The 22,790-nt window shown below is 44.7% G+C and carries 17 protein-coding genes; 7 read left to right on the top strand and 10 right to left on the bottom strand.

What is annotated here, in order from left to right; all coding sequences use genetic code 11:
- Positions 1-158: 158 nt before the first annotated feature.
- The 6 genes from KI742_RS08355 to KI742_RS08380 all read right to left on the bottom strand — a co-directional run bounded on the left by KI742_RS08355 (position 159) and on the right by KI742_RS08380 (position 11,006).
- A complete protein-coding gene (locus tag KI742_RS08355; protein ID WP_258652524.1) occupies positions 159-1,244 on the bottom strand; it encodes an OmpP1/FadL family transporter in 1,086 nt (361 codons plus the stop codon).
- Positions 1,245-1,364: 120 nt separating this feature from the next.
- Entirely contained in the window at positions 1,365-4,505 is a 3,141-nt protein-coding gene (gene vmeQ, locus KI742_RS08360; RefSeq protein WP_285385747.1) for an efflux RND transporter permease subunit VmeQ, read from the bottom strand.
- A 10-nt stretch (positions 4,506-4,515) separates the two neighbouring features.
- The gene (gene vmeP / locus KI742_RS08365; RefSeq protein WP_005385108.1) at positions 4,516-5,658 is read right to left on the bottom strand and encodes an efflux RND transporter periplasmic adaptor subunit VmeP; all 1,143 of its coding nucleotides are present in this window, start codon (positions 5,656-5,658) and stop codon (positions 4,516-4,518) included.
- A 90-nt stretch (positions 5,659-5,748) separates the two neighbouring features.
- Complete coding sequence (locus KI742_RS08370; RefSeq protein ID WP_017635247.1) at positions 5,749-6,540, bottom strand: hypothetical protein; 792 nt, start codon at positions 6,538-6,540, stop codon at positions 5,749-5,751.
- Positions 6,541-7,068: 528 nt separating this feature from the next.
- Positions 7,069-9,228, bottom strand: a complete 2,160-nt coding sequence (locus KI742_RS08375) for a prolyl oligopeptidase family protein (protein ID WP_285385751.1) — start codon at positions 9,226-9,228, stop codon at positions 7,069-7,071.
- A gap of 206 nt (positions 9,229-9,434) precedes the next feature.
- Complete coding sequence (locus KI742_RS08380; protein ID WP_137283091.1) at positions 9,435-11,006, bottom strand: ATP-binding cassette domain-containing protein; 1,572 nt, start codon at positions 11,004-11,006, stop codon at positions 9,435-9,437.
- A gap of 445 nt (positions 11,007-11,451) precedes the next feature.
- Between KI742_RS08380 and KI742_RS08385 the strand changes: the two genes are divergently transcribed.
- From KI742_RS08385 to KI742_RS08395, 3 genes are all read left to right on the top strand, one after another.
- Positions 11,452-11,877, top strand: a complete 426-nt coding sequence (locus KI742_RS08385) for a universal stress protein (protein ID WP_005375398.1) — start codon at positions 11,452-11,454, stop codon at positions 11,875-11,877.
- A 166-nt stretch (positions 11,878-12,043) separates the two neighbouring features.
- Positions 12,044-12,661: an NAD(P)H-dependent oxidoreductase gene (locus tag KI742_RS08390; RefSeq protein ID WP_005375391.1), complete on the top strand. Its 618-nt coding sequence runs from the start codon at positions 12,044-12,046 to the stop codon at positions 12,659-12,661.
- On the top strand, positions 12,658-14,622 hold the full coding sequence (locus KI742_RS08395) for a monovalent cation:proton antiporter-2 (CPA2) family protein (RefSeq protein WP_213897571.1): 1,965 nt from the start codon (positions 12,658-12,660) through the stop codon (positions 14,620-14,622). The genes KI742_RS08390 and KI742_RS08395 overlap by 4 nt, the downstream gene beginning before the upstream one ends.
- Positions 14,623-14,714: 92 nt before the next feature.
- Here KI742_RS08395 and KI742_RS08400 read toward each other — a convergent pair whose 3' ends face one another.
- Positions 14,715-15,008, bottom strand: coding sequence for a hypothetical protein (locus KI742_RS08400; RefSeq protein WP_005375389.1), 294 nt, complete (start codon positions 15,006-15,008; stop codon positions 14,715-14,717).
- Between the two features lie 245 nt (positions 15,009-15,253).
- Between KI742_RS08400 and KI742_RS08405 the strand changes: the two genes are divergently transcribed.
- A complete protein-coding gene (locus KI742_RS08405; protein WP_005375388.1) occupies positions 15,254-15,547 on the top strand; it encodes a helix-turn-helix transcriptional regulator in 294 nt (97 codons plus the stop codon).
- Positions 15,548-15,655: 108 nt separating this feature from the next.
- On the opposite strand, the gene KI742_RS08410 is transcribed toward KI742_RS08405, so the two are convergent.
- On the bottom strand, positions 15,656-17,005 hold the full coding sequence (locus tag KI742_RS08410) for an alpha-amylase family protein (RefSeq protein ID WP_262665745.1): 1,350 nt from the start codon (positions 17,003-17,005) through the stop codon (positions 15,656-15,658).
- 520 nt (positions 17,006-17,525) lie between these two features.
- On the opposite strand from KI742_RS08410, the gene KI742_RS08415 reads away from it, so the two are divergent.
- Positions 17,526-17,882: a MerR family transcriptional regulator gene (locus KI742_RS08415; RefSeq protein ID WP_047101703.1), complete on the top strand. Its 357-nt coding sequence runs from the start codon at positions 17,526-17,528 to the stop codon at positions 17,880-17,882.
- Between the two features lie 58 nt (positions 17,883-17,940).
- Positions 17,941-18,318, top strand: a complete 378-nt coding sequence (locus KI742_RS08420; RefSeq protein ID WP_042521541.1) for a carboxymuconolactone decarboxylase family protein — start codon at positions 17,941-17,943, stop codon at positions 18,316-18,318.
- 77 nt (positions 18,319-18,395) lie between these two features.
- Here KI742_RS08420 and KI742_RS08425 read toward each other — a convergent pair whose 3' ends face one another.
- Positions 18,396-18,626: a PAS factor family protein gene (locus KI742_RS08425; protein ID WP_005375384.1), complete on the bottom strand. Its 231-nt coding sequence runs from the start codon at positions 18,624-18,626 to the stop codon at positions 18,396-18,398.
- A gap of 282 nt (positions 18,627-18,908) precedes the next feature.
- The gene (locus KI742_RS08430) at positions 18,909-21,335 is read right to left on the bottom strand and encodes a M9 family metallopeptidase (RefSeq protein WP_053350527.1); all 2,427 of its coding nucleotides are present in this window, start codon (positions 21,333-21,335) and stop codon (positions 18,909-18,911) included.
- 449 nt (positions 21,336-21,784) lie between these two features.
- Between KI742_RS08430 and KI742_RS08435 the strand changes: the two genes are divergently transcribed.
- Entirely contained in the window at positions 21,785-22,762 is a 978-nt protein-coding gene (locus KI742_RS08435; RefSeq protein ID WP_053303803.1) for a hypothetical protein, read from the top strand.
- Positions 22,763-22,790 lie beyond the last annotated feature (28 nt).

Raw genomic sequence — 22,790 nt, forward strand, 5'->3', positions numbered from 1 at the left:
GTTGAATACCCGCACTTAGCTGCGCAGATATTTTTTGAATCATCACTCACTGGATGTGACAAAAGCGCCCTAACTACCTTAGATGGCGTGACAGCATCCAGTGCAGGTAGTTAGGGTAGAATGGCCTGTAAGGAAGGCGTTTTAGCGATTAGGAATGATTAGTTTTTCCAGTTGTAGCTCATGCTCATGAAGTACAGTGCAGGCTCATCAAAGCCCGCTTGGAAGCGTGGCGTTTCTGACGATTCCATCAAGATCGCTTCAAACGCGAAACCAATTGAGTTTTCTGAATCCAATTTGTAATCAATGCCTGTACCAATGCGGTACGCCTTGCCAGTAGGAACGGTAATGTCACCGTTTGATTGGCTTTCATACATGCTGGTATCGAATGCAAAACCTGCATTCCACATCATTTTTTCATTCAGTTTGTACTGAGTACCCAATGCGATTTGGTAAGTGTCTTGTGTCTCTACGCCCAGCGTGGTTGTGTATTCGCTCCAGTCTTGCCAGTTCACGTTCCACATCACCGCTAGGTCATCATTCACTTCATGGTAAGCACTGAAGATCAGTTGTTGTGGAGCAATGGAGTTACTCTTGTCGAATTCAAATTCGGTTTCAGAAGAGTAAGACAGGCCAAGACGCGTGCCTGGTGTTGCTTCATAAAGCACACCTACTCGGCCGTTGAGCTGAGTATCTTGGTCTTCGTCATTGAAGTTCAAGGCTCCCTTCGTTTCCACTTCATACATACCGTACTGAATGCCAAGCGCCGCACCCACAGACCAGTGATCATTGATGCGGTAAGAAGCGGAAGGTTGAATGGTCAAGGCTTGCGTCGTTGCTGTAGGAATATCTAAATGATCACCCAAAAGACCTTCGTACTCGAGGCCAAGACCGTAGTTGCCATACAGACCAATACCCAGCGTCCATTTGTCGTTCACTTGTTGGCTGTAAAATGCCGACGCCATAGGAACAAAACCAATCACGTTGCCCGCATCGCCGGTCATCGTGTCTAGTTGCGCGTCACCGTAAAGGCCAATCAGGTTACCAGAGAAAGATTTACCAGAAACATTCGCCAGACCAGCCGGGTTTGCTGCCATTACTGAGGCATCTTGCGCACGAGCCGCCATACCAGCGGATGCCAAACCAATATCCGATGCTGTTGTTTCGTAAAGGTATAACCCACCCGCTTGCGCAGCAGCACAAGTCAGTAGAGAACTCGCTACGACGATTTTTGAAAGATTTTTCATGTTAAAACCTATTATTGTTAGGGGAACCCACGCTGCGACGGTGGCTGTATATCAATGAAAGGCATTGGCCAATCGTACACAGCGTGGGGGTGTTGTGGAGTCAGTCGGTTGAAATCAGCGTTATTGCTTGCTCACCTCAAGTTCAGTGGGTTTCTTTCGCTTAAACTTCTCGCGCAGAGATTGCATCATCACGAAGAACACTGGCGTCAGTAACGTGCCTACAAACGTAGAGAGAATCATGCCGCCGAATACTGCAAAGCCCAGTGAGTGACGAGATGCCGCACCGGCACCCGATGCAATCACCAACGGGAATACCCCCCAGATGAAGGCGAATGCGGTCATCTGTACTGCACGGAAACGGATTCGAGCAGCTTCTTTGGCAGCATCAATGATGGATAAGCCCTTTTCTTCTCGCAGAACTTTGGCAAATTCCACGATAAGAATCGCCACTTTGGCGGACATACCGATCAAGATGACCACACCAATCTGCACATACAAATCGAACGGTTGTCCCACCAGCAGTAGCGTGCCCATTGCGCCGAGAATCGCGACTGGAACCGCCATCATTACCGCAGCAGGAATGGTCCAACTTTCGTACTGAGCCACCAAGAACAAGTAGGTGAACAGCAAAGACAATGCGAACGCGATTGGTGCCATGTTGCCTGCTTTCATCTCTTGGTAAGTCATGCCGGACCACTCGTACGAGTAACCACTTGGCAAAGATTCTGCAGCCAGTTTTTCAATCGCTTTTACAACATCACCCGAGCTGTAACCTGGCGCTGGCGCACCGTTCACGGTTGCAGAACTGAACATGTTGTAGTTCGACAAAGTATCAGGGCCGAAGATCGGCTTCACTTTCACTAGCGTTGCCAGTGACACCATTTTTCCAGAGCTTGAGCGAACAAACAGATGGTTGATGTCGTCGATATTGTCACGGTATTGCTCTTCTGCTTGCACTTTCACTTGGTACGAACGACCAAACAAGTTGAAGTCAGAAATGTAGGCGCCGCCCAACTGTGCTTGCAGTGTGCTGAAGATTTCATTCAACGGTACGCCCATCGAAATCGCTTTATCGCGATCAATATCGATGTAACGTTGCGGAATATTCGCACGGAAAATCGAGAACGCACGTGCCACTTCAGGCAGTTGGTTGATTTGGGCAACAAAATCAGCGGTTGTTTTTGCCAACTCTTGTGGAGAACGGCCCAAGTTGTCCTGCAGCACAAGGTTGAAACCATCCACCGCACCCATACCTTTGATTGCCGGCGTCGCGAAAACGAACGAAGCGGCATCTGGCGTTGAGTTCAGCATTTGGTTAACTTTATTCATCAATGCGCGTTGGTGTAGCTCAGGGTCTTTACGTTTGCTCCAGTTATCCAGTTTGATGATCAACATGCCCGAGTTTGGAATCGACGCCATGTTAATTACCGAGAAGCCCGCAACCGAAACCACGTTCTCCACACCTTCCATCTGTTTTAGCTCATCAACGTACTTCTTCATTAATGGTGCAGTACGCTGCAATGCTGCTGCGTCTGGCAAACGCATTTCGACCATGAACACGCCTTTATCTTCGTTTGGTACGAAAGATGAAGGTACGGTCATGAACGCAAATGCCAGCACCGCAATAAGCGCGCCATACACACCGATACTCAGCACAATGCGGCGGCTCAAGAAGCCAACTAAACCTTGGTATTTGCGCGTTATTGCTTCAAAACCTCGGTTAAACGCACGCAAAGGCGCAATAGGTTGTGAGTGAGTTGATTTCAACATCAACGCACAAAGCGCTGGCGTTAACGTTAATGCGTTGATCGCAGAGATCAGCACCGACACACAGATGGTGACCGCGAACTGGTTGAACATTCGACCAGAAATACCCGGCAATAGCGCAACCGGTACGAATACCGCCAACAAAATAAGCGTTGTTGCCAATACTGGCCCCGTCACTTCTTTCATAGCTTGGATCGTGGCCGGAATCGGGTCTAAATGCTCTTCATGGATAACCCGCTCCACGTTCTCTACCACGATGATCGCATCGTCCACCACGATACCGATGGCGAGGATCAAGCCAAACAACGAGATCGTGTTAATGGTCATGCCCATCACGCCCATGATTGCGAACGTCGCAATGATGGAAACCGGAATCGCTAAGGTTGGAATGATGGTCGCTCGCCAGTTCTGCAAGAAAACGTACACAACGAAGGTGACAAGAAGTACCGCAATCACCAGCGTCTCATACACTTCATCAATCGACGTCTCTACGTATTCGGTAGAGTCATAAGCGATGTCGTAAACCAAATCATCTGGGAACGATTTCTCGTACTCTTTCATGGCCTCTTTCACGCGTTCCATCACGTCTAGCGCGTTCGCTGTCGGCAACTGGTACAATGCCAGAACGGCGGCTGGTTCGTTATTCATACGACCATCAGCTTCGTAACCTTGTGCGCCAACTTCCACACGAGCCAAATCTTTCAAGCGAATCAAAGAACCTTTCTTGCTCGCGCGGATGATGATGTTCTCAAACTCTTTCGCAGAAGTAAGGCGGCCTTTGGTTTGCAAAACATATTGATATTGCTGATCACCCGGAGCTGGCATACCACCGATCTTACCCGCCGCCACTTGGATGTTTTGCGTTTTAATTGCGCCAATAACATCGCTAGCAGAAAGCTTCAAGGTGGCCAGTTTATTTGGGTTCAACCAAATACGCATTGAGTAGTCTTTCTTACCCAGCAGCGTAATGTCACTCATACCTTCGATACGTTTTAGACGCTCAACGATATTGAGATCCGCGTAGTTAGAAAGGTAGATACTGTCGTGAGACTGTTTCGGAGAACGCAGTGTGATAACGCCCAGCATGTCGGAAGATTTCTTCTTAACCGTCACACCGATTTGGTTTACTTCTTGTGGTAGAGATGACGTCGCCTGTGCCACCAAGTTGTTCACACGAACCTGCGCCATATCGCCATCTGCGCCCACTCGGAAGTAGATACGCAGTGTGTATGAGCCATCGTTACCAATCACAGAAGACATGTAAATCATGTCTTCAACGCCGTTGACTTTGGCTTCTATCGGTTGTGCTACCGTCTTTTTAACCACGTCCGCGTTTGCACCCGGATACATGGTGCTCACCGTAATTACCGTTGGAGAGATTTGAGGATACTCAGAAATTGGCAAGACTTTCAGGGCGATCATACCCATCAATGTCATCGCCAGTGAGATCACCAAAGCAAACTTCGGCCGGTGAATGAAAAATTTACTTAACATCAGTACTCACTCAGCCTTGTTCACTCTGTAGCTCAACGTCTTTCACCGTTGCACCCGGACGCACTTTTTGTAGACCATTGACGATGACTTTTTCGTTAGCCGCCAAACCAGTCAGCACAGCACGTTTCACACCGTAGGTCTGACCGAGTTCAACGTTACGACGAGACACCACGTGATCATCACCAACCACCATGACGTAGTCACCCGCTTGGTCTTGTTGAACAGCCGCCGATGGGATAAGCAAACCATCAATGGTTTTGTTGCGCAGCTTGATGGTCAAGTTGCCATATTCACCCGGCATAAGCGCGTAAGTTGGATTATCGAATTGTGCTTCTGCTCGAATTGAGCCTGTTTCTAAATCGATCTTATTGCCAACGGCGTAGATCTTGCCATCAAGCGGATACAATGAACCGTCTGAAAGCGTCAGTGTTAAATCAACATCCAGTTTGTCATCGTTACGATGAGCTACATCAATCGCACTTCTTACGCGGCGGTAGAGCTTCTCATCCACATCAAAGCCAAAGTGAATTGGGTCTACTTGAGTGATCGAAACAAGAGGAACGAGTTGAATTTTCGAAATACGATCACCCACTCGGAAGTTGCTGAAACCCACGCGACCAGAGAAAGGAGCACGCACAGAGCTAAATTCAAGATCGAGCCTTGCTGAAACCAGCGTCGCCTTCGCCTCTTCTACCGAAGCAATCGCTGCGGCTTGCGCGGCAATGGCGTCATCGTATTGCTGCTCACTGATGCTTTTATCTTTGATGAGTTTCTTCACACGTTCTGCATCACGCGTAGTTTGAACGAGTTGCGCTTTTGCTTTTTGCAACGACGCTTTTGCATACGCCAGTGCCGCTTTGTAAGGACGGTCGTCGATTTCAAACAACAATTGGCCTTTTTCGACCATATCGCCATCTTTAAAATGAATCGCGGTTAATTCGCCACCGACTCGCGGCATAATATCAACGTCATTTACCGCTTCAGTTCGACCGATAAAATTATGATAAGGAGTGATTTTTGTTTCGGTTAGGGTAACGGTTTCAACAGAGGGTGCTTGGGCTGTTTTCGTTACGATATCGCCAGTTTTGCATCCTGATAGTAATGCAGAAGATATAGCAATAGATACCAACGCAAATTTATATTTGGCTTTCATGATAAACCTACTTTATGTAGAAAGTGCTTTGGCCTAAATATTTAAATATATGGATAAACACACTTTCCATTCTGGAAATAAACGAGGGAGTTAGAATTGGTAGTTAAATTCGATGCGGTGATCACCATCACCGAAATTAACGTGCTCATTCCAGTTTGCAAAGTAACGAATATTTGCGCGAGGATTAATTTGATAAGACAACGCAAACTCATGAGTCAAGATATTATCTTCACCCGCATAATAAGTATCTTTATATTGACTAGACCCTGACAACGTATGCATATACATTGGGTTGTAGTTAATCCAGATTTTATCGGTTAATTCAATTTTTGAGTACATACCCACAACAGTGAAAGTACCTGGAATTTCATAACCTTTGTCATCACCACTAAAATCATTAGCAATAGTGACACCCGCACCAGCTAAAGGAAATAGCTGCAACATACCAAACTTAGGTAGACCTTGAATAAAGCTATAAGATGCATCTAATTTATCGTTATCAACGTCGTAGTTTACATCTAATTGACGGCCTAGACCTTTTGCGACTTCTACTTGGAAATTACGTAGTCTGAAAGAGTCAATGCTGTCATCAACGTTGGCATATATTGGATCGTCATTGTCGCGAATGCCAAATAGCTCACCACCAATGCCTTTCATTTCAATGATGTTCATCGCCATGGTACCAGGCTGGCTAGATTGGTAAGTTTGACCGATTTTGATGTTCGCGCCTTTATCAGTAATACCAAAGCCAGCTTGGGTGTATACCGCAAGTGGGTCAGACATATCTTGTAGTTCTTCGTTATTGTTTGTCTGCGCATAGGCAGAAGACGCGAGTTGTAGGGCTGCAACCATAATGGCAACAGACGGTTTCACTAAATTCATAAAACTGTATCCATTTTAATGATTATAAAATTATTCACGTCATGAGGTCATCATAAATAGCAAGCAACACAACTCGCTTTGGATAACATAAATTATCAAAGCAAATTCAATAATGACGAAACATTCGACGTTTTAATTAAAATAAAATAAAGCATCGTAAAAGTTCAATCACCGCTACTTATATCTTATATAACTTGAAATTTGGTAATACCAATGAAGAAGGAAATATTAAAACTTATGAAAATTCAATTATCATTAGAACAAATGATTAATTAATTTTACCATATAAATAGAGAGTGCAATGGATTTAGGTGATCGCGATCAATGTTTCATTTCGATCGTACAACACTCTTCAGATTAATTAGAACATTATAATAATTTAAAAAACCTTAGTTTGATTAGCCTAGCATCAGATTAGAATAGTAGGCCTATAATAAATAAAAAGGGAGTCACTCTCTGTGATTCCCTTTTATTATCGAGCGATAAAGCGCCGATGCGTTTCGATAACTAAAACGCAAACAATTCGCACTATTGCAGTTTCTCTATTCCCATATTGAACAGTGCAAAACTATAAATATCTGCATTTGTCTCAATTATTTTACGCGTTGGTGTGCCTGCACCATGTCCTGCATTGGTTTCGATGCGAATTAAGATCGGATTTGAACCCGCTTGCTTCGATTGCAACTCAGCTGCAAATTTGTATGAGTGAGCAGGAACAACACGGTCATCATGATCACCGGTTGTAATCAATGTTGCTGGGTATTCCACCCCTGCTTTTACATTGTGCACCGGCGAATAACTTTTCAGATATTGGAACATCTCTTTACTTTGCTCTGCCGTGCCGTAGTCATACGCCCAACCAGCACCTGCGGTAAAAGTATGGTAACGCAGCATATCCAGTACGCCGACTGCTGGCAGCGCCACTTTAAACAGCTCTGGACGTTGCGTCATAACGGCCCCTACTAACAAGCCACCATTCGAACCACCGTTAATGGCTAACTTGTTTGATGACGTTACCTCTTCATCAATTAGGAATTCAGCCGCAGCAATAAAGTCATCAAACACATTTTGCTTTTGCATTTGAATGCCTGCGTTGTGCCATTCTTTGCCATATTCCCCACCACCACGAATGTTCGCTACCGCGTAAACACCACCAAGCTCTAACCAAGCCGCGCGTGTCGGGCTAAAAGATGGCGTGAGGCTAATGTTGAAACCGCCATAACCATATAGAATGGTTGGTGCGCTGCCGTCCATCGGAGTCCCCTTTTTATAGGTGATGATCATCGGCACTTTTGTTCCGTCTTTTGAGGTGTAAAACACCTGGCGAGATTCATATAAAGCTGGATCAAATGGCGCTTTAGATTTGTAGTACACCTCGCTATCACCATCTTTGATGTTCAGACGATAGGTAGTGCTTGGCATCTTGTAGTTGGTGAAAGAGTAGTAGACTTCGGTTTCTTCTTTTTTCCCCGAGAAACCGTATGCGCTGCCAATATCAGGCAATTTGATTTCTCGGATGAGTTTGCCGTTCATGTCGTATTGCTTCACCATCGAGATCGCATCAACAATATAGCTCGCAAACAAATTGCCACCCGCGGTAGAAACACGTAACACGTTCTTTGTTTCAGGAATCAAATCTTTCCAGTTTTTGGGCTGCGGCTGACTTGCATCCACCGTCACGACGCGTTTGTTCGGCGCATTAAGGTTCGTAACCAAGTACAGTTTCGTGCCTTGGTTGTCTATCACCCAAGTATCAGAACTGGTGTTATCTAAAATGGTTTTCAGCGGGCTATTTGGCTTACTCAGGTCTTTGAAGAACAGTTTGTTGCCCGACGTCGATACGCTGGCTGAGATAAACAAGTAGCGTTCATCTTCCGACGTGTAACCCCCAACGTAGCGATACTTTTCGTCCTTTACACCACCGAAAATTAATTGGTCTTCACTTTGTTTCGTCCCTAATTTATGAAAGTAGAGCTTGTGTTGGTCTGTCTTCGCGGAAAGTTCACTCCCTTTTGGCTTGTCATAACTTGAGTAATAGAAGCCTTGATTGCCGAGCCAACTGATGCCACTGAACTTAATATCCACCAGCGTTTCACCGACGGGCTTTTTGGTTTCTGTGTCTAACACAATGACTTTGCGCCAATCGCTACCGCCTTCCGAAATGCTGTATGCAACCAAAGATCCATCTCGTGAAAAGCTCACTCCCGCTAACGATGTGGTGCCATCTTCACTAAAAGTATTTGGATCGAGGAAAATTTCTGCTTCGCCATCACCTAACTGCCGATAAAGCACATCTTGGTTCTGTAACCCGTCATTTTTGTAGAAGTAAGTGAACTTACCCTCTTTGAACGGTTGGCTTTGCTTTTCGTAGTCCATGAGCTTAGTGATGCGCTCTTCAATCTGCTCGCGGTAAGGGATTTTCGACAGATAATCAAACGTCACTGCATTTTGTGCCTTAACCCATTCTGCGGTTTCTGGGCTGAGATCGTCTTCCAACCAGCGATAAGGATCACTCACTTTTGTACCAAAGTAGTCATCGACAACATCCACTTTTTGTGTGGTTGGATACGTGATGGTTTTCGGGGTTACCTGTTCAACCGACGATTGCGCCGCTTCATTTGCATACGCCACAGACAACACACTTCCGAGTGCGAGAGCCGTTGTGAGTGCTAGGGTGTTCTTTTTCATGAAATTCCTTTTTATTTTTCTGTTGTCTTTTTGTGCAATACATCAGAACTCTACTATATATCGACAAAATGAATCTAATTTCATTAAACGAGTTGTGAAAGCCATCCTAACTCCCTCATTTCCTTCCAGTTCTACAAACTAGTAAGTGGAAGTGTAGAACTTGGGAACAATACTGAAGAGCTACGATGACGTTTACTCTCTTTCGTCTAAGTCAGCTCGATTTGGCGCAAAACCCCAGACTCAGAAGCGAAATCTTGGTCGTGACTAATCAGAACAAATCCACCTTTGTATACATTTAACGCCTGACTAAGCATTATTTTTGACTCCAGATCGAGATGATTATCTGGCTCATCAAGCAGCAGCAAAGGCTGAGAGTTTTGGTGGCTGACTATCAGCATCGCGAGCTTCATCTTCTCGCCACCGCTCAGTAGGCGCCCCAACCGAAACACAGCATCTCGACGAAAACCGATCCCGGCCAATAAGGTCCTCGCTTCACTTTCCGTCATCTCTTGGCAGCTCTCCATTACGTTTTCAAGTAACGAAAGATTTGGATTCACTGCGCCAAAATGTTGGTCGAGATAATACAAAGACGTATTCACTTGCAACTCACCACTCTGCAACGATAACTCGCCAAGCAATGCCTTTAACAAGGTTGATTTTCCGCAGCCATTTTTCCCTTTGAGATGGACTTTGTCGTTCGCAAAAATCTGCAACGTGATAGGTGTAGAATTCCCAAAAGGTAATATACCTTCTTGTATCGACAATACTTTTCGCGAACGGTTCGGATTATCTGTAAGATAAAACTTTTGCGCCTTGAGCTGCTCATGTCGCGATTGCAACGCCTGTTCTTTGGCTTGTAAATGCGCTTGTCTGAGTTGCTCATTCTTATTGCGATTTGAGGCACTGGCGGTCGCGCTATCCTTTTTTCCATCAAGCAAAATTTTGGGCTGACTGCCGTCTTTGCGCAGTTTGTTCCCTTGCGCGGCGCGTTGGTCTGCTTTTTCGCGATTTTTCTGGGCTTGCTCGGCTAACCGTTTTTTCTGTTTATCGACTTGCGCTAACTGCCTCTCGACCGCTTGCAGTTCAGTGCGTTTTTTCTCGGCGTACACATCGTAATTTCCACCAAAAGCCTGTAAACCTAGGCCCGATAGCTCCCAAATTTCCTCCATCTCTCGCAGCAGCTCACGATCGTGACTGATGAGTAAAATCGCGCCGCTGAAGTGCGTCATAGACTCTATCAACCATTGTTTCGCCTCGGTATCGAGGTGATTGGATGGTTCATCGAGAATCAAAAGCTCCGTTTCGTTTTCAAATAACTGCCATAACTGCAAACGCGCCAACTGACCACCACTGAGCCGAGCACAAGAGAAATCAGGATCTTGCGGTAATCCCATCGCAGCGAGCTGCTGTTTGAGTTTTAATTCAATATCCCACTGCTCGCCAACCAGTTCGAACCAATGTTCAGAAACATCACCTTGTTCAATCTGCTTTAAAGCATGCAAGACCGCATCTTTGCCCAGAAACTGGGCGATCGATTGCTGACCTGAAAGCAGATCAGACGGCTGCTGGCGATACATCATGAAAGAAGAGGGAGCAGTCACAACACCGCTGGCAGGCTGAGTTTCGCCCGCCAAAATGGAAGCCAAAAGCGACTTGCCGATGCCATTGCGCCCAACCAAACCAACACGTCGTTTAGTCATGGAACAAGAAATAGACTGGAATAGCGTATCGCCATTATCAAACTGATGGCTAACATTAAAAGCTTGTAAAACTGGCATAATTTGCCTCCTGTATGACAGGGACAACAGCCGTAGCTATGATTTGAAATGGCAACAAAACGCGTGCACAAACGCATTAAGCTCTATGTAAAGCTCGACGATATACGTCAAATCAAAAAGTCGTCTTGTTGCAAAGAAATATCGGAAAGTGAGCTACGCCTACTAACCCTGCAGATCCAAAAAATAAGTAAAAATATGGATGACAGGTTTAGTTCTTCATGTTGGCGTAATCTCCTAGAGAAATGATGCACAGAGTGTAGCCGCTTTTTTGTTCAAAAAGCAAGCTTTCTAACCAAATGTGAACAAAAAGAAAGTTTCACAGTAAGTTGTTATATCACATTAACTTTTTAACAAGTCTTTGAACAATTTCGAGATCTTAGCAACACAATTTTTATCCAAGCCATACTATGCTTAGGGTAAAGATAATCCACATAAGGGCGTGGTTATGAAATACAAACATATCCTTGTTGCACTCGAACTGTCAGATGAAAGCACCGTGCTTATCGACAGAGCGGTATCAATGGCAAACTATCTCGACTCCGATATCTCCTTTATTCATATTGATGGTACGCACGGAGAAATCTATCGTGAGCTTGTAGACATTAAAGAAAACCCGGATCAAAGGCCGTTGAATGAGCATTCAATGGAATGTTTAAAAACATTTAGTGATTACATGGATTACCCACTTAAACATTTCTTCGTAGGTACTGGCGACTTAGCTGATAAATTAGAGGTCACCATTAAAGAGCAAGAAGTGGATCTTCTGATTTGTGGCCACCACCAAGATTTCTGGAGCAAGATTATTTCTTACTCCAGACACTTAATTAACAAGTCACCGGTGGATATTCTAGTCGTCCCTATTCATGATTAGTAAAACGTAACACTTCCCAAAACCACCAATTTATTTGGTGGTTTTTTATTGATATTGAAACAGCTTAAACAGTTTTCCAAACTAGCTTGGCGATCATTTATGAGTTACATTTTCTAACCAACCCGCGCTCCTACTGGGCATGGTTATTTAGATAGCAAGGATCCCTATGGCAAATAAAAAAGTACTCATTCTCTTTGCTCATCCTTCCCAGCATCGTTCAGAAGTGAATACTCCACTTTTCAAAGAAGCTCAAAAAATTGAAGGCGTGACATGTGTTGATCTCTATGGCGAATACCCTCGTTTCGATATTAATATCGACCGTGAGCAGCAACGCTTACGTGAGCATGACGTGGTGATTTTCCAATTCCCACTATATTGGTATTCAACGCCTGCGATTTTAAAAGAGTGGCAAGATCTGGTTTTGGAATATGGCTTTGCTTACGGTACAGATGGCACAGCACTGCAAGGTAAGACCATGCTTTGTGTGCTGTCTGCAGGGGGCAAAGAAGAAGCTTATAAGGCAGAGGGCTACAACCACTTTACGATTCGTCAACTGCTTGCGCCTATTGAACAAATGTCCGCACTGACCGGCATGAACTACATTGCCCCTCTCGCGATGTTTGGCGCACGTACAGCAGATGAAGAAGGGCGAATCCCTCGTCATGTTGAGCGGTACAAGAGCCTGCTAACAGCTTTAGTCGAAGATAGGTTGGATGTTGAAGCTGCGGCGTCATTAATCAAGCTTAACAGCGCATTGCCAGAGCTCATTAAGGAGGCTTCATGACAGGGATATTCTTACAAGCCTTCGTATATTTGATTGCTGCTGTAATTGCTGTCCCACTTGCTAAGCGTTTGGGACTTGGGTCCGTTTTAGGCTATCTCATCGCAGGTGTGGTCATTGGCCCAATTATCGGTTTAGTCGGTGAAGAAACAACAACAATCCAGCACTTTGCCGAGTTTGGCGTGGTGATGATGCTGTTTCTCGTTGGTTTAGAGCTCGAACCCAAAATGTTGTGGGCGATGCGCAATCGCTTAATGGGTTTAGGAGGTCTGCAAGTCGGCGGTACCGTCGCGGCGATTATGGGTATTGCCTTATACTTTGACCAGCCTTGGACCATAGCCTTAGCCATAGGTTTGATCTTCGCCCTCTCTTCTACTGCGATTGTTTTGCAAACTTTTAGCGAAAAAGGATTAACGAAGACGGAAGGTGGACAAAACGCTTTCTCCGTGTTGCTTTTTCAAGATATTGCAGTGATACCAATGTTGGCGTTCATTCCCCTATTGGCCTTACCTGAATTAATTGAACAGGCACAGTCCGCAGCACAAACAGCCGCAGCGCACCATGAAGAATTAAGCCTCGTTGCGGGGTTACCCGGCTGGGCATACGGCATCGTAATCACAGCATCGATAGCAATCGTCGTCGTTGGTGGACACTTTTTAAGTCGACCTCTGCTCAATTATGTGGCTAGCTCTGGTTTGCGAGAAATCTTTACCGCAACTGCACTCATGCTTGTCATTGGTATCGCTGCACTGATGAGTTTAGTGGGCTTATCTCCTGCCTTAGGAACCTTCTTGGCTGGCGTTGTATTGGCGAACAGTGAATTCCGCCACGAGTTAGAATCCAATATCGAACCATTTAAAGGCCTATTGTTAGGTCTGTTCTTTATTACCGTTGGCGCAGGGATCAACTTCTCGGTCCTTTTTGGTGATTTCTGGTTGGTCATGGCATTGACCATTGGCGTGATGGTTTTGAAAGCCTTGGTGCTGTTTATTCTTGCACTGATATTTAGGGTGAAAGGCAGCAACCGCTGGCTGTTTACCCTAAGCTTGGCTCAAGCAGGTGAATTCGGCTTTGTGCTTCTAAGCTTTTCAGTGCAAAACCACGTCATCCCATTTGAACTCTCACAAACTCTTGCGTTAGTGGTTGCGATTTCGATGTTCCTGACACCAGGTTTGTTTATTCTGTTTGATAGAGTGATTCTGCCGCGCTTTGAAAGCCAGTCAAATGAACGCGAAAGCGATACGATTGAGGAAACAGGCACGGTGATCATCGCCGGCATCGGCCGCTTTGGACAAATAGTGAATCGCCTATTGGTATCAAACGGCGTGACTACCGTGGTACTTGACCATCAATCTGACCAAGTCGATAACATGCGCCAGATTGGCACTCGCGCCTATTTTGGCGACGCGACTCGACCAGATATGCTACATACAGCCGGCATTGAGCACGCCGCTGCGTTGGTTGTGGCGATTGATAACCAAGAATCGAGTGTAGAACTGGTGAAGTACGTTAAGCACACATACCCAAAAGTAACAGTGATTGCACGTGCCTTTGACCGTGGACATGGCTATCTTTTGCGTCAAGCGGGAGCTGATATTATTGAATCAGAGACCTACCATTCTGCATTGGAGATGGGCGGTCACACAATGAAAGCCCTTGGCATTCACCCCTTCTTTGTTGAACAACAGAAGGCGACATATAAGCGTGTTGAAGCACGTAAGTCAGAAATACTCTACAAAGCTTGGGAAGATGATTCTGAAGGTGAACGCTATGACAACAATTTCCGACAACTGTTTATTCAGTTAGAGGAGAAAATGGCGGAAGAGATGCAAAAAGATCGTCATGACAAACTATCGCGGTCAGAACGTGGTTGGACCCCGCCACCTAAAGGTTACGCCGATGACTTTAATGAAGATAACGTCCAAGAGCTAATACCACCAAGAGAAGAGCCTATCCAACGATAACGCACTCCATATTAAAAACCTCCCGCTTGGGAGGTTTTTATTTTTTCAGTACAGAGCCACACGCCGTGCAGAATAAAATGGTCTTCTCGATATTACATAAGATCATTCATTAAAATCTCATACTCTTCGTTTGCTTCTTCCACTAAATGAGAAAGCTCTAACGCATCAGTAACTGCAAGATTGAACTGCCACGGAGTTGTGTCTTCTTTACCACAGATTCGAGTTTCACACCCACGACTCTCAAAAGACAAATCATCAAACTCTGTGGTGTGGCGCTCTTGAAGTTCAACAATCTCAACTTCTAATTTACCGACAGGATTGACTTTAACGTGGGCATGTAACTCCGAACTGTTAGACAAACAATAATCTCTATGAACCGCAATCATGGCCGCCTCCTTGGTCTGCCAACTGACAACTCAACAGTGAGTGTAGACGAGGGATTTTGAACGTGGCGTGAAATAATAATGAAGATTGATCTGTCTCATTAGAACAGACAATTGTTGTCATGAAGGCATGAGCCAGCATGAATCTCATCTGATTTAAATTGTTCTGAGATCGTAATAGTTGGCATTTACTGAGACTTTCCCTATTATCGAAACAAAATTACTGTGGTCATTCTTTAGAGGTCAGTATGGAGCTTGAAGCCGTTGCTAAAGCACTAAAAGAGTTAGGGCATCCGACTCGTTTAAGTATTTACAAAGAAGTCGTCAAAGCGGGATACAAAGGTATCGCGGTAGGCGGCGTACAAGAAAAGCTTGGCATTCCAGCATCCACTCTCTCTCATCATATCTCGAGCCTTGCTTCAGCTGGTCTTCTCACCCAGCGCCGAGAGGGTAGAACCCTTTTTTGTGTTGCAGAATATCAGTGCTTAGATGACGTAATTGGTTTTTTAAAAGCAGAATGTTGCGTTAACGAGTGCTCATAAATTTCTAGCAAAAACGAGAGAGTTTGAGTTTATATTGAATTTCAGCAGAACGTGAATGACGATGATAAACATACACACCGAAATTGCTAACCTCGGTGTGTACATCTTCTAGTTCGCGACGAGTAACATCGACGACTTAGATAGTACGATTAACTTACCGTCACTTGGAATGATTTGTTCTGTCATCAAATCAACCCAATCACCATCGATTTTTAATGTCAAAGACTGTTGACGCTGTGATTTATTAAGCACCACAATACCTTTGTCACCTCGCTTAAGTACGAGCATGTCATCGTTACCTTCAAGAACACTCATCGGCTCGCCATGCGTCATATTATGGAACTGGATCATTTTTGCCATTCTCGGATCGCTCCATGCACCTTGCCACCTTGGCTGACCATTTTTACCTTTGATACCGCTGGTGTTTAAGTCGGTATAAATCAACGGCACACCACCATCTCGGCCTAGAATATAGGCATAAGCTAACCATTCGTTTTCCTCGTCCATGATGAGATCAAGAAAGACATCATTGTTAGGAATATCATGTGTGATAGCAAATGTAATCGCACGACCGGGGGACAGAGCCTGACCAAAACAATAGGGATCAATCAGAGACTTGAAGCTGCCCTTTTTAGCAAACGCCTTAAACATGGTTGAGAACAAAGGGAAATCGTACGCACCTAGGCGAGTTTCCTGTAGATACGGCTCAAGAAACAGCTGATACTCTTCTTCCGTCGCACCGCCATCGGTAATAATTTCACCAAATATATGCACATCCCGCGTGATGTCGTCTGTCCAAACACGCTTAAGATGCTCTAACGTCATGTGTTTCGCAGCGTCAATACGAAAACCTTTCACACCAATAGCTTTCAGCGCCTTTAGGTACGCTCGCTGCTGCTCAACAACATGGTCACAAACACGAAGAGTTGGCAAGCCAGGATCGGTTGGCCCACCTGTGATACGTCCGTTTTGAACCTGCCACTTATCTTTCCAGTCTTTGATGCCGAATGCTTCAACAAAGTCCTCTTCATCAAAAAGTGGTTGAGATAGATCGCCAAACAACGCTAGCGACTGATATTTCTGTTTGTTGTTCTGGTATTCCTCCAAGACCTCTTGTCTTGGGTACTGAAGGTCTCTGCGAAGGTGGGCCTCGTTTGCCATATGGTTAAACACTACGTCGGCATAAACCCACACACCAACTTGCTCCAGTTCACGAACCATATGAATAAAATCTTTGGTATCACCCAAGGCATTATCGATAACACGATAATCTTGTGGTTGATAACGCTGCCACCAGCGCTCATCGTGTGCGCTTTTCATTGGTGGCGAAACCAACACAGAGCCATAACCAAGCTCGCGGATTTCTTTTGCTCGTTGGGCAATGTCAGCATACTTCCAATCAAACGCATGTAAGATAACGTTTGCACCGAATGATTGTGTTTCCTGTGAGCCACTCATGTTGTTCTCCTGCTCGTTTCCACTCACGATTACTTGTTTGCATTTTTTTGTGAGTGAATTCAATAATCGAAATTATAAAAGCTATTCATCAGAGGCACTCACCCTTTTAGCACTAACTCAAGGCTGAAATCGAAGGCGTAGCGACTCATCCATTGCACAGCGATAAATCGTTCTGAGTGAATAACGGGCACACGACATACAACCCGAACAGACCAACACAAAACTAAGACATTGTTTTGATTAACAAAAACTTAAATTTAAAAAGATAGAACATAAGACCTATGTACGCCCTAAAATAGGCCCAAAGGATAAAAATAGCCAAGCCAACCCGTTGAGTAATCAATTGTTAATAAAACGAAACTGGCAGATGGATCACGTTTGGCGCGTTTCAAAAATCCAGTAAATCACCATACCTAGCGTTAAAAGACTAAAGATTTCTGTTTGTATCTGTCCCGAAATGACTTCAAAATGCGAAACTTAGCTTATCTCTATGGGGTATGCTCTAACTTGGAGGATAATAATGAATATCAAAGAATTTTCTGACCTCGTCGGGCTATCTGCTCATACACTTCGATACTATGAAAAAATCGGTTTACTTAAACATGTCCATAGAAACGCGAGTGGACATCGAATGTATAGTTCGAAAGATCTAAACTGGATAAGCTTTGTTAAGCGTTTAAAAGAAACTGCAATGCCACTTGAAGAGATTCTAGAGTATGCCAAATTAAGGGAAGTCGGCTCTCAATCTGTACCACAACGTCAAGCCCTGTTAGAACGCCACCAAGAAAACCTCAAACGCCACATTGAACAACAGAAAAAGCACTTATCGGCTCTAGAAGAAAAAATTGCCTTGTATAAAAGCGGAAAAGTTCGTTGACTTAGAGTTAACTCTAACGATTAAGGTGTGTTTACGTTTATTCACTAGGAACATACCGATGGAACAATCACGCTTTAACAAAGGATTAGAACTACTCTCTCAAATTGATGGCGACGCTGGTCATAATGTCATCGAAAGCTTACAAGATATTTGTCCAGATTTAGCTCAGTACACCATTGAGTATCCGTTTGGCGATATTTATGCTCGCCCGGGCTTAGACCTAAAATCGAGAGAAATCGCAACCGTCGCCGCGCTAACGGCAATGGGGAATTGCGCGCCGCAACTAAAAGTGCACTTAAATGCAGCGCTGAATGTAGGCTGTAGCGAGGATGAGATTAAAGAGATCATTTTGCAGATGTCCGTCTACGCAGGGTTTCCCGCGGCATTAAACGGCATGTTTGCATTCAAAGAAGTGCTAGCGGAAAGAGCAGAGTAATAACAACGTTGACATCAATTTAACCGCAATTAAAAACGGCCCTTGGGGATCGGGCCGTGATTAAAACAACGAGTGAATTAGCGCTCAGGAGTTTCAAGCAGTTTAACTGCGCAATCTACCGCGTTGTTAATGCCTTGACTGCTCTCCAACTTACCTGAACTTGCAGGACCAAGGGCACAAGAATACAAAGCCAGCTGCTTATCGAACGGCAGATCCAACTGTTCATAGAGATTTTGTCGGATTCTTGCATGTTGTTCTGGTTCTTGGTTAGCAAGGCTAATCAACGTTTCATAAATAAGCGTTTTCATGTCTTTCCCTTTTCACTTTATTGCACGGGGTGCATATATATTGTATCCATTTGGGAAGCACAAATCAGAAGCTAGGTCACAGAACGCGTCGCTAAAAAAGTTTATGTGCGCGGTAAATTGCAATACAAACCTAAAGCCGTTTAGAAAAAGGGCAACTGATAACTCGATAGATCAGCCGATTAACTAGCATTCGCCGCTGTTTGTTCATAATCGTGTCCGATATAAACAAAAACGCCGCTGTATCAGCGACGTTTTATCTCGACTTTAGTTAATCGAATTTTTTTAGTTGAAGTGCACTAGCATTTCAACGTCATCGCCTTGCTCTGGAGCCTGAAGAGCGAAGTGCACGTACCCTGCTTCAGTAATAGGAATCGCAAGGTATTCATTGCTGCCTGCATAGTTGGACGCATACTCGTGCTGCTCTACTGTAGGCCAATGCTCCCTACTCGCGTATAGATCGACATTACCAGTTTGAGAGTGAGCCGTTAGCCATACACGAACCTCTTCAACACCTTCAGGCACATAAACTGCTGCATAACGCTGCTTGTGAACGGTAAGCATTTTGGCTTCACCAGACTCTAATACCACAGGTGCTAAATCATCTTGCACTTGGGTTGGCGGTGTTTGCGCTTCCACTTCTAGCGCAGCCACAAGATTCACTGAGTCATAGCTATCACGTCCAGTTAAGCTGATGTAGTAACGACCCGCTTTAACGTAACCATCTTGCTCTGGTTCAAACACAATCTCTTCATTGCTGCCATCAGCATATTGACTCATTTCGAAATCATAGTAATGCGCGACTTTGTTGTAGCTCATGTAAAGATCCGCATCACCCGCACCCTCAATAGATACATTGAAGTTAACGGTGTTGGCTGGAACATCAACGTAGAACAGTTTTTCGCTGTATGCTTCGCCACTGAGCTGAAGGCTTTGGTTCGCCGTCAATTCAGTCACTTGTGCTTCAGGGCTTGTTGGTTCTGTTGGCTCTTCTGGGTCTGTATCAGGTTGCTCAGGTTCCACTTTTAATGTGTCCAACCAACGTTCAAACTCAGCATCGTATTGTTGACCTAAAGACGTCACCTGCTGTGCCCATTGTTCGAACTGGCCAGAGCGCGACAATGCCAACAAGCTTTCGACGTCTTGTGGATGATTTTCTAACATGAATCGAACAGCTAGATAACCCCAACGATAGATACGATTGGTATCGTGAGAGTACGTGGTATCAAACACAGTGGAAAGGCTCAGTTTACCATCTGCAATCAGCTCAATCGCAGCTTGGTAACCTTGCTTGTAATGCATGTATTCAGCAAAACCTTCTAGCCACCAAACAATATGACCATGAGCCAAGTTATCGCTGAACGAACCGTATTGGTTAAATCGTGCATCTAAATAGTGCGTGTATTCATGTTCTAGGTTCAAGATAGAGAGATCTTCACCATTCGCGTAGCGATAAGCGACGAAACGCGCAGTATTGTCCGCTTTTGAAGGGTCACCTTCTAGGTACTGACCACCGTTGTCCGTTGTATTACCAAATAGGAATGAAGAGTAATCAACGTAACTAGTGTTACTCGCGAATACCGCCACTTCAACACGATCATTCAAATCATCAGCGACAGGTTGATTACCCGTATTCGCAACTCGATGGAAGTCGGCTTCTTTTGCCGCTAGCACTTCACACGCTTTCGCTGCTTGAGCATCGGTCAGATCCTCAGAGCGAATAATGGCAGGTCCCTGACATTCAAAACGATTTGGCATTACACGTGCAGCTAAATCTTGCTTGGCTTGCTCAATATTCAGACCATTTAGGCCTTCTGGTGCGTAGTAGCTCATCATTTCAACGGCAGCAAGCCATAGTTTGTCATGCTCACTACCCAGTGGATAACGCTGCATCACCTGTTGCATTACTGCCAATGCTTTGCGTTTGGTCTCCTGATCTGGGCTCGCGAGCAAACGACCAGTTTCACGTAATGCATTGAAAACGATAAAGCTTGCATCCGTATCTAATGCCCAAGCATTATCAGATGCGAATTTCACCAACGTATCAATATGGTGAGTATTGTTTGCCATGTATCGGTAGAACGCATCGTTCGCCGCATGGCCTGCCATAGAGCGGAACAAGTTGTTTAAACCATCGACCCATTGCGTGTCCTGCGCGGTTTCACGATTAAAGTGCATCAATGCGGCCATCATGCTATCCATGGTCAGCGGCAACTGCTTAACGTTATCAACCATCAAAGTCAGGCTCTTCATTGCACCAACTTGTTCACGACCTTGATCCAAAGCATGAGGGTTGTTTAGGAATAGGTTCGTCGACTGAGCAAAACGCTGACTCAACGCTTGCGAAAACTCAGGTGTACCAGTACCAGCGTTGTAGCGAACGTAGTAGGCCGCTCGAATAAATTCGCCTAGGTTCTCTAGAATACGAGCTTGATCTGCTTCACCACGATAGCGAGCAATTTCTTGATCCAGCGCGACTTGGATACGGCTTAGGCTCGCTTCACTATAGATATCATTCAGCGTTTCTGAAGGTGCTGAAAACCAAGCGTGGTAGCAATCATACTCAGCACCAGAAACGGCAGTAGCCAGATCTCGCGATTGTTGTAAATCAGCAACCGCACACTGATTTTGTGCAAAAGAGAAGCCAGACACACTCGCTAGCATACAAGCAAGCGCCAAACGATGGCGCGGGAAAAAACGGATATGAGACATAACAACACTCATTGATTATTAACATACATTGAGTGGGGGTTTATATTCTTTACAGCTCAAACAGTGAAATCAGTGTCATAAAATTTATGAAACCGCTCCCAAAAATAGGTCTTTTACTCTAATTAAATGGGAGCAATCCCACTCCAAAAAAAACTCACAATTATCAATAAAAACATTAATTTACCTTTTTCTAAATAACGACTTTATGAGGAAAATTGCCCTTAAACGCCCCCCTTAACTCTTCCAGATAGAGTTCACGACAATCAAAGGTTCTAAATTAAATTTTGATGCTTGATACCATCTATTTTTATTTGTGACTCATTCCCAATAAGTCATAGAGTGCATATCAAAAGGTTGGCATTAATGGTAAATTCTCCGCCAAATCAAACACATTTACTCCTCCAGTCATTGATGAGTGAATAAAGCAGATATTTGGCTAGGGATAATACATGTCACTTTGGGGATTTTTGGGAGCGGGGATTGCCTACTTCATGACAACGTTTGCCTTTGTTTTTGGCGGCATTTTTTGGTTATGTGCTGAAGGTAATACATTAAGAGAAACAAAGCGCCAATCATCAATAATGTCCGGGGTTATTGCTTGTACTATTGGAACTTGGGTGCTTGCTTTTGGTGTTTACGTTTACGGTTACTTTTGGGATAACTCTTCTCACTATTATTTTTATTTGCTCGCTCCATGGGGACTTGCCATTTTTGGGGTAAAACTTCGTAACCGCTGGGTTAAGCAATACGCGCGTGTAAAACACGCAAAAGAAGAACAGTGGCAAAAGCGCTGGCGAGAATTATTAGGGGAAGATACTGAAGAGCTTCCACCATATACACATGATTACGAGCTCTACTCGGGCATTTGGCAAGCCAATGAAGCGCTCCAAGAACAGTGTTTTGCAGCCCTTCCTCACGGGAAAGCAGTCTACGAGAGAGTGAAAGCCTTCCAAACGATGGCCTCCCCCGCTGGTGACATAAACAATCAAGTTTTGCTGAGTAAACTCGATCAACTAGAGGATGAAATCATTCAAGTTCTTGAGCAACACTCGCAAAAGAAAGTAAGCATTGAAACTGGCGCAGGTACTTTACACAAAGAGTCAAAACGCAATGTTTATCACCATGAGAATGGCCCAACAGAAGAGCAACTGTACGACTCAATCAACCTCCAACATGATTTGGATCGAGAGCTACGCAACATTATCTATGATCGGCTCGGTTACGATGGCGAAGATGAGTACTTTTTCCTCCAAGCGCCACTCGAAGAGCTTACCGAGAATGAAACCGCAATCAACTGGATGCTCTGGGGGTTAGTAAGCGACCATTTTGCTGTTGACCCATACCAAACGGCGTTGGATCTCAGCCTAATGAATGCGGAACCAAGATGGGGGCAAAATGAACGGTTTGTAATGATTACGGCTCAATAAACGCAAGTACTAAGTCTAACTTTAATAC

This window comes from Vibrio sp. D417a (genome assembly GCF_030248595.1).
GTDB lineage: Bacteria > Pseudomonadota > Gammaproteobacteria > Enterobacterales > Vibrionaceae > Vibrio > Vibrio alginolyticus.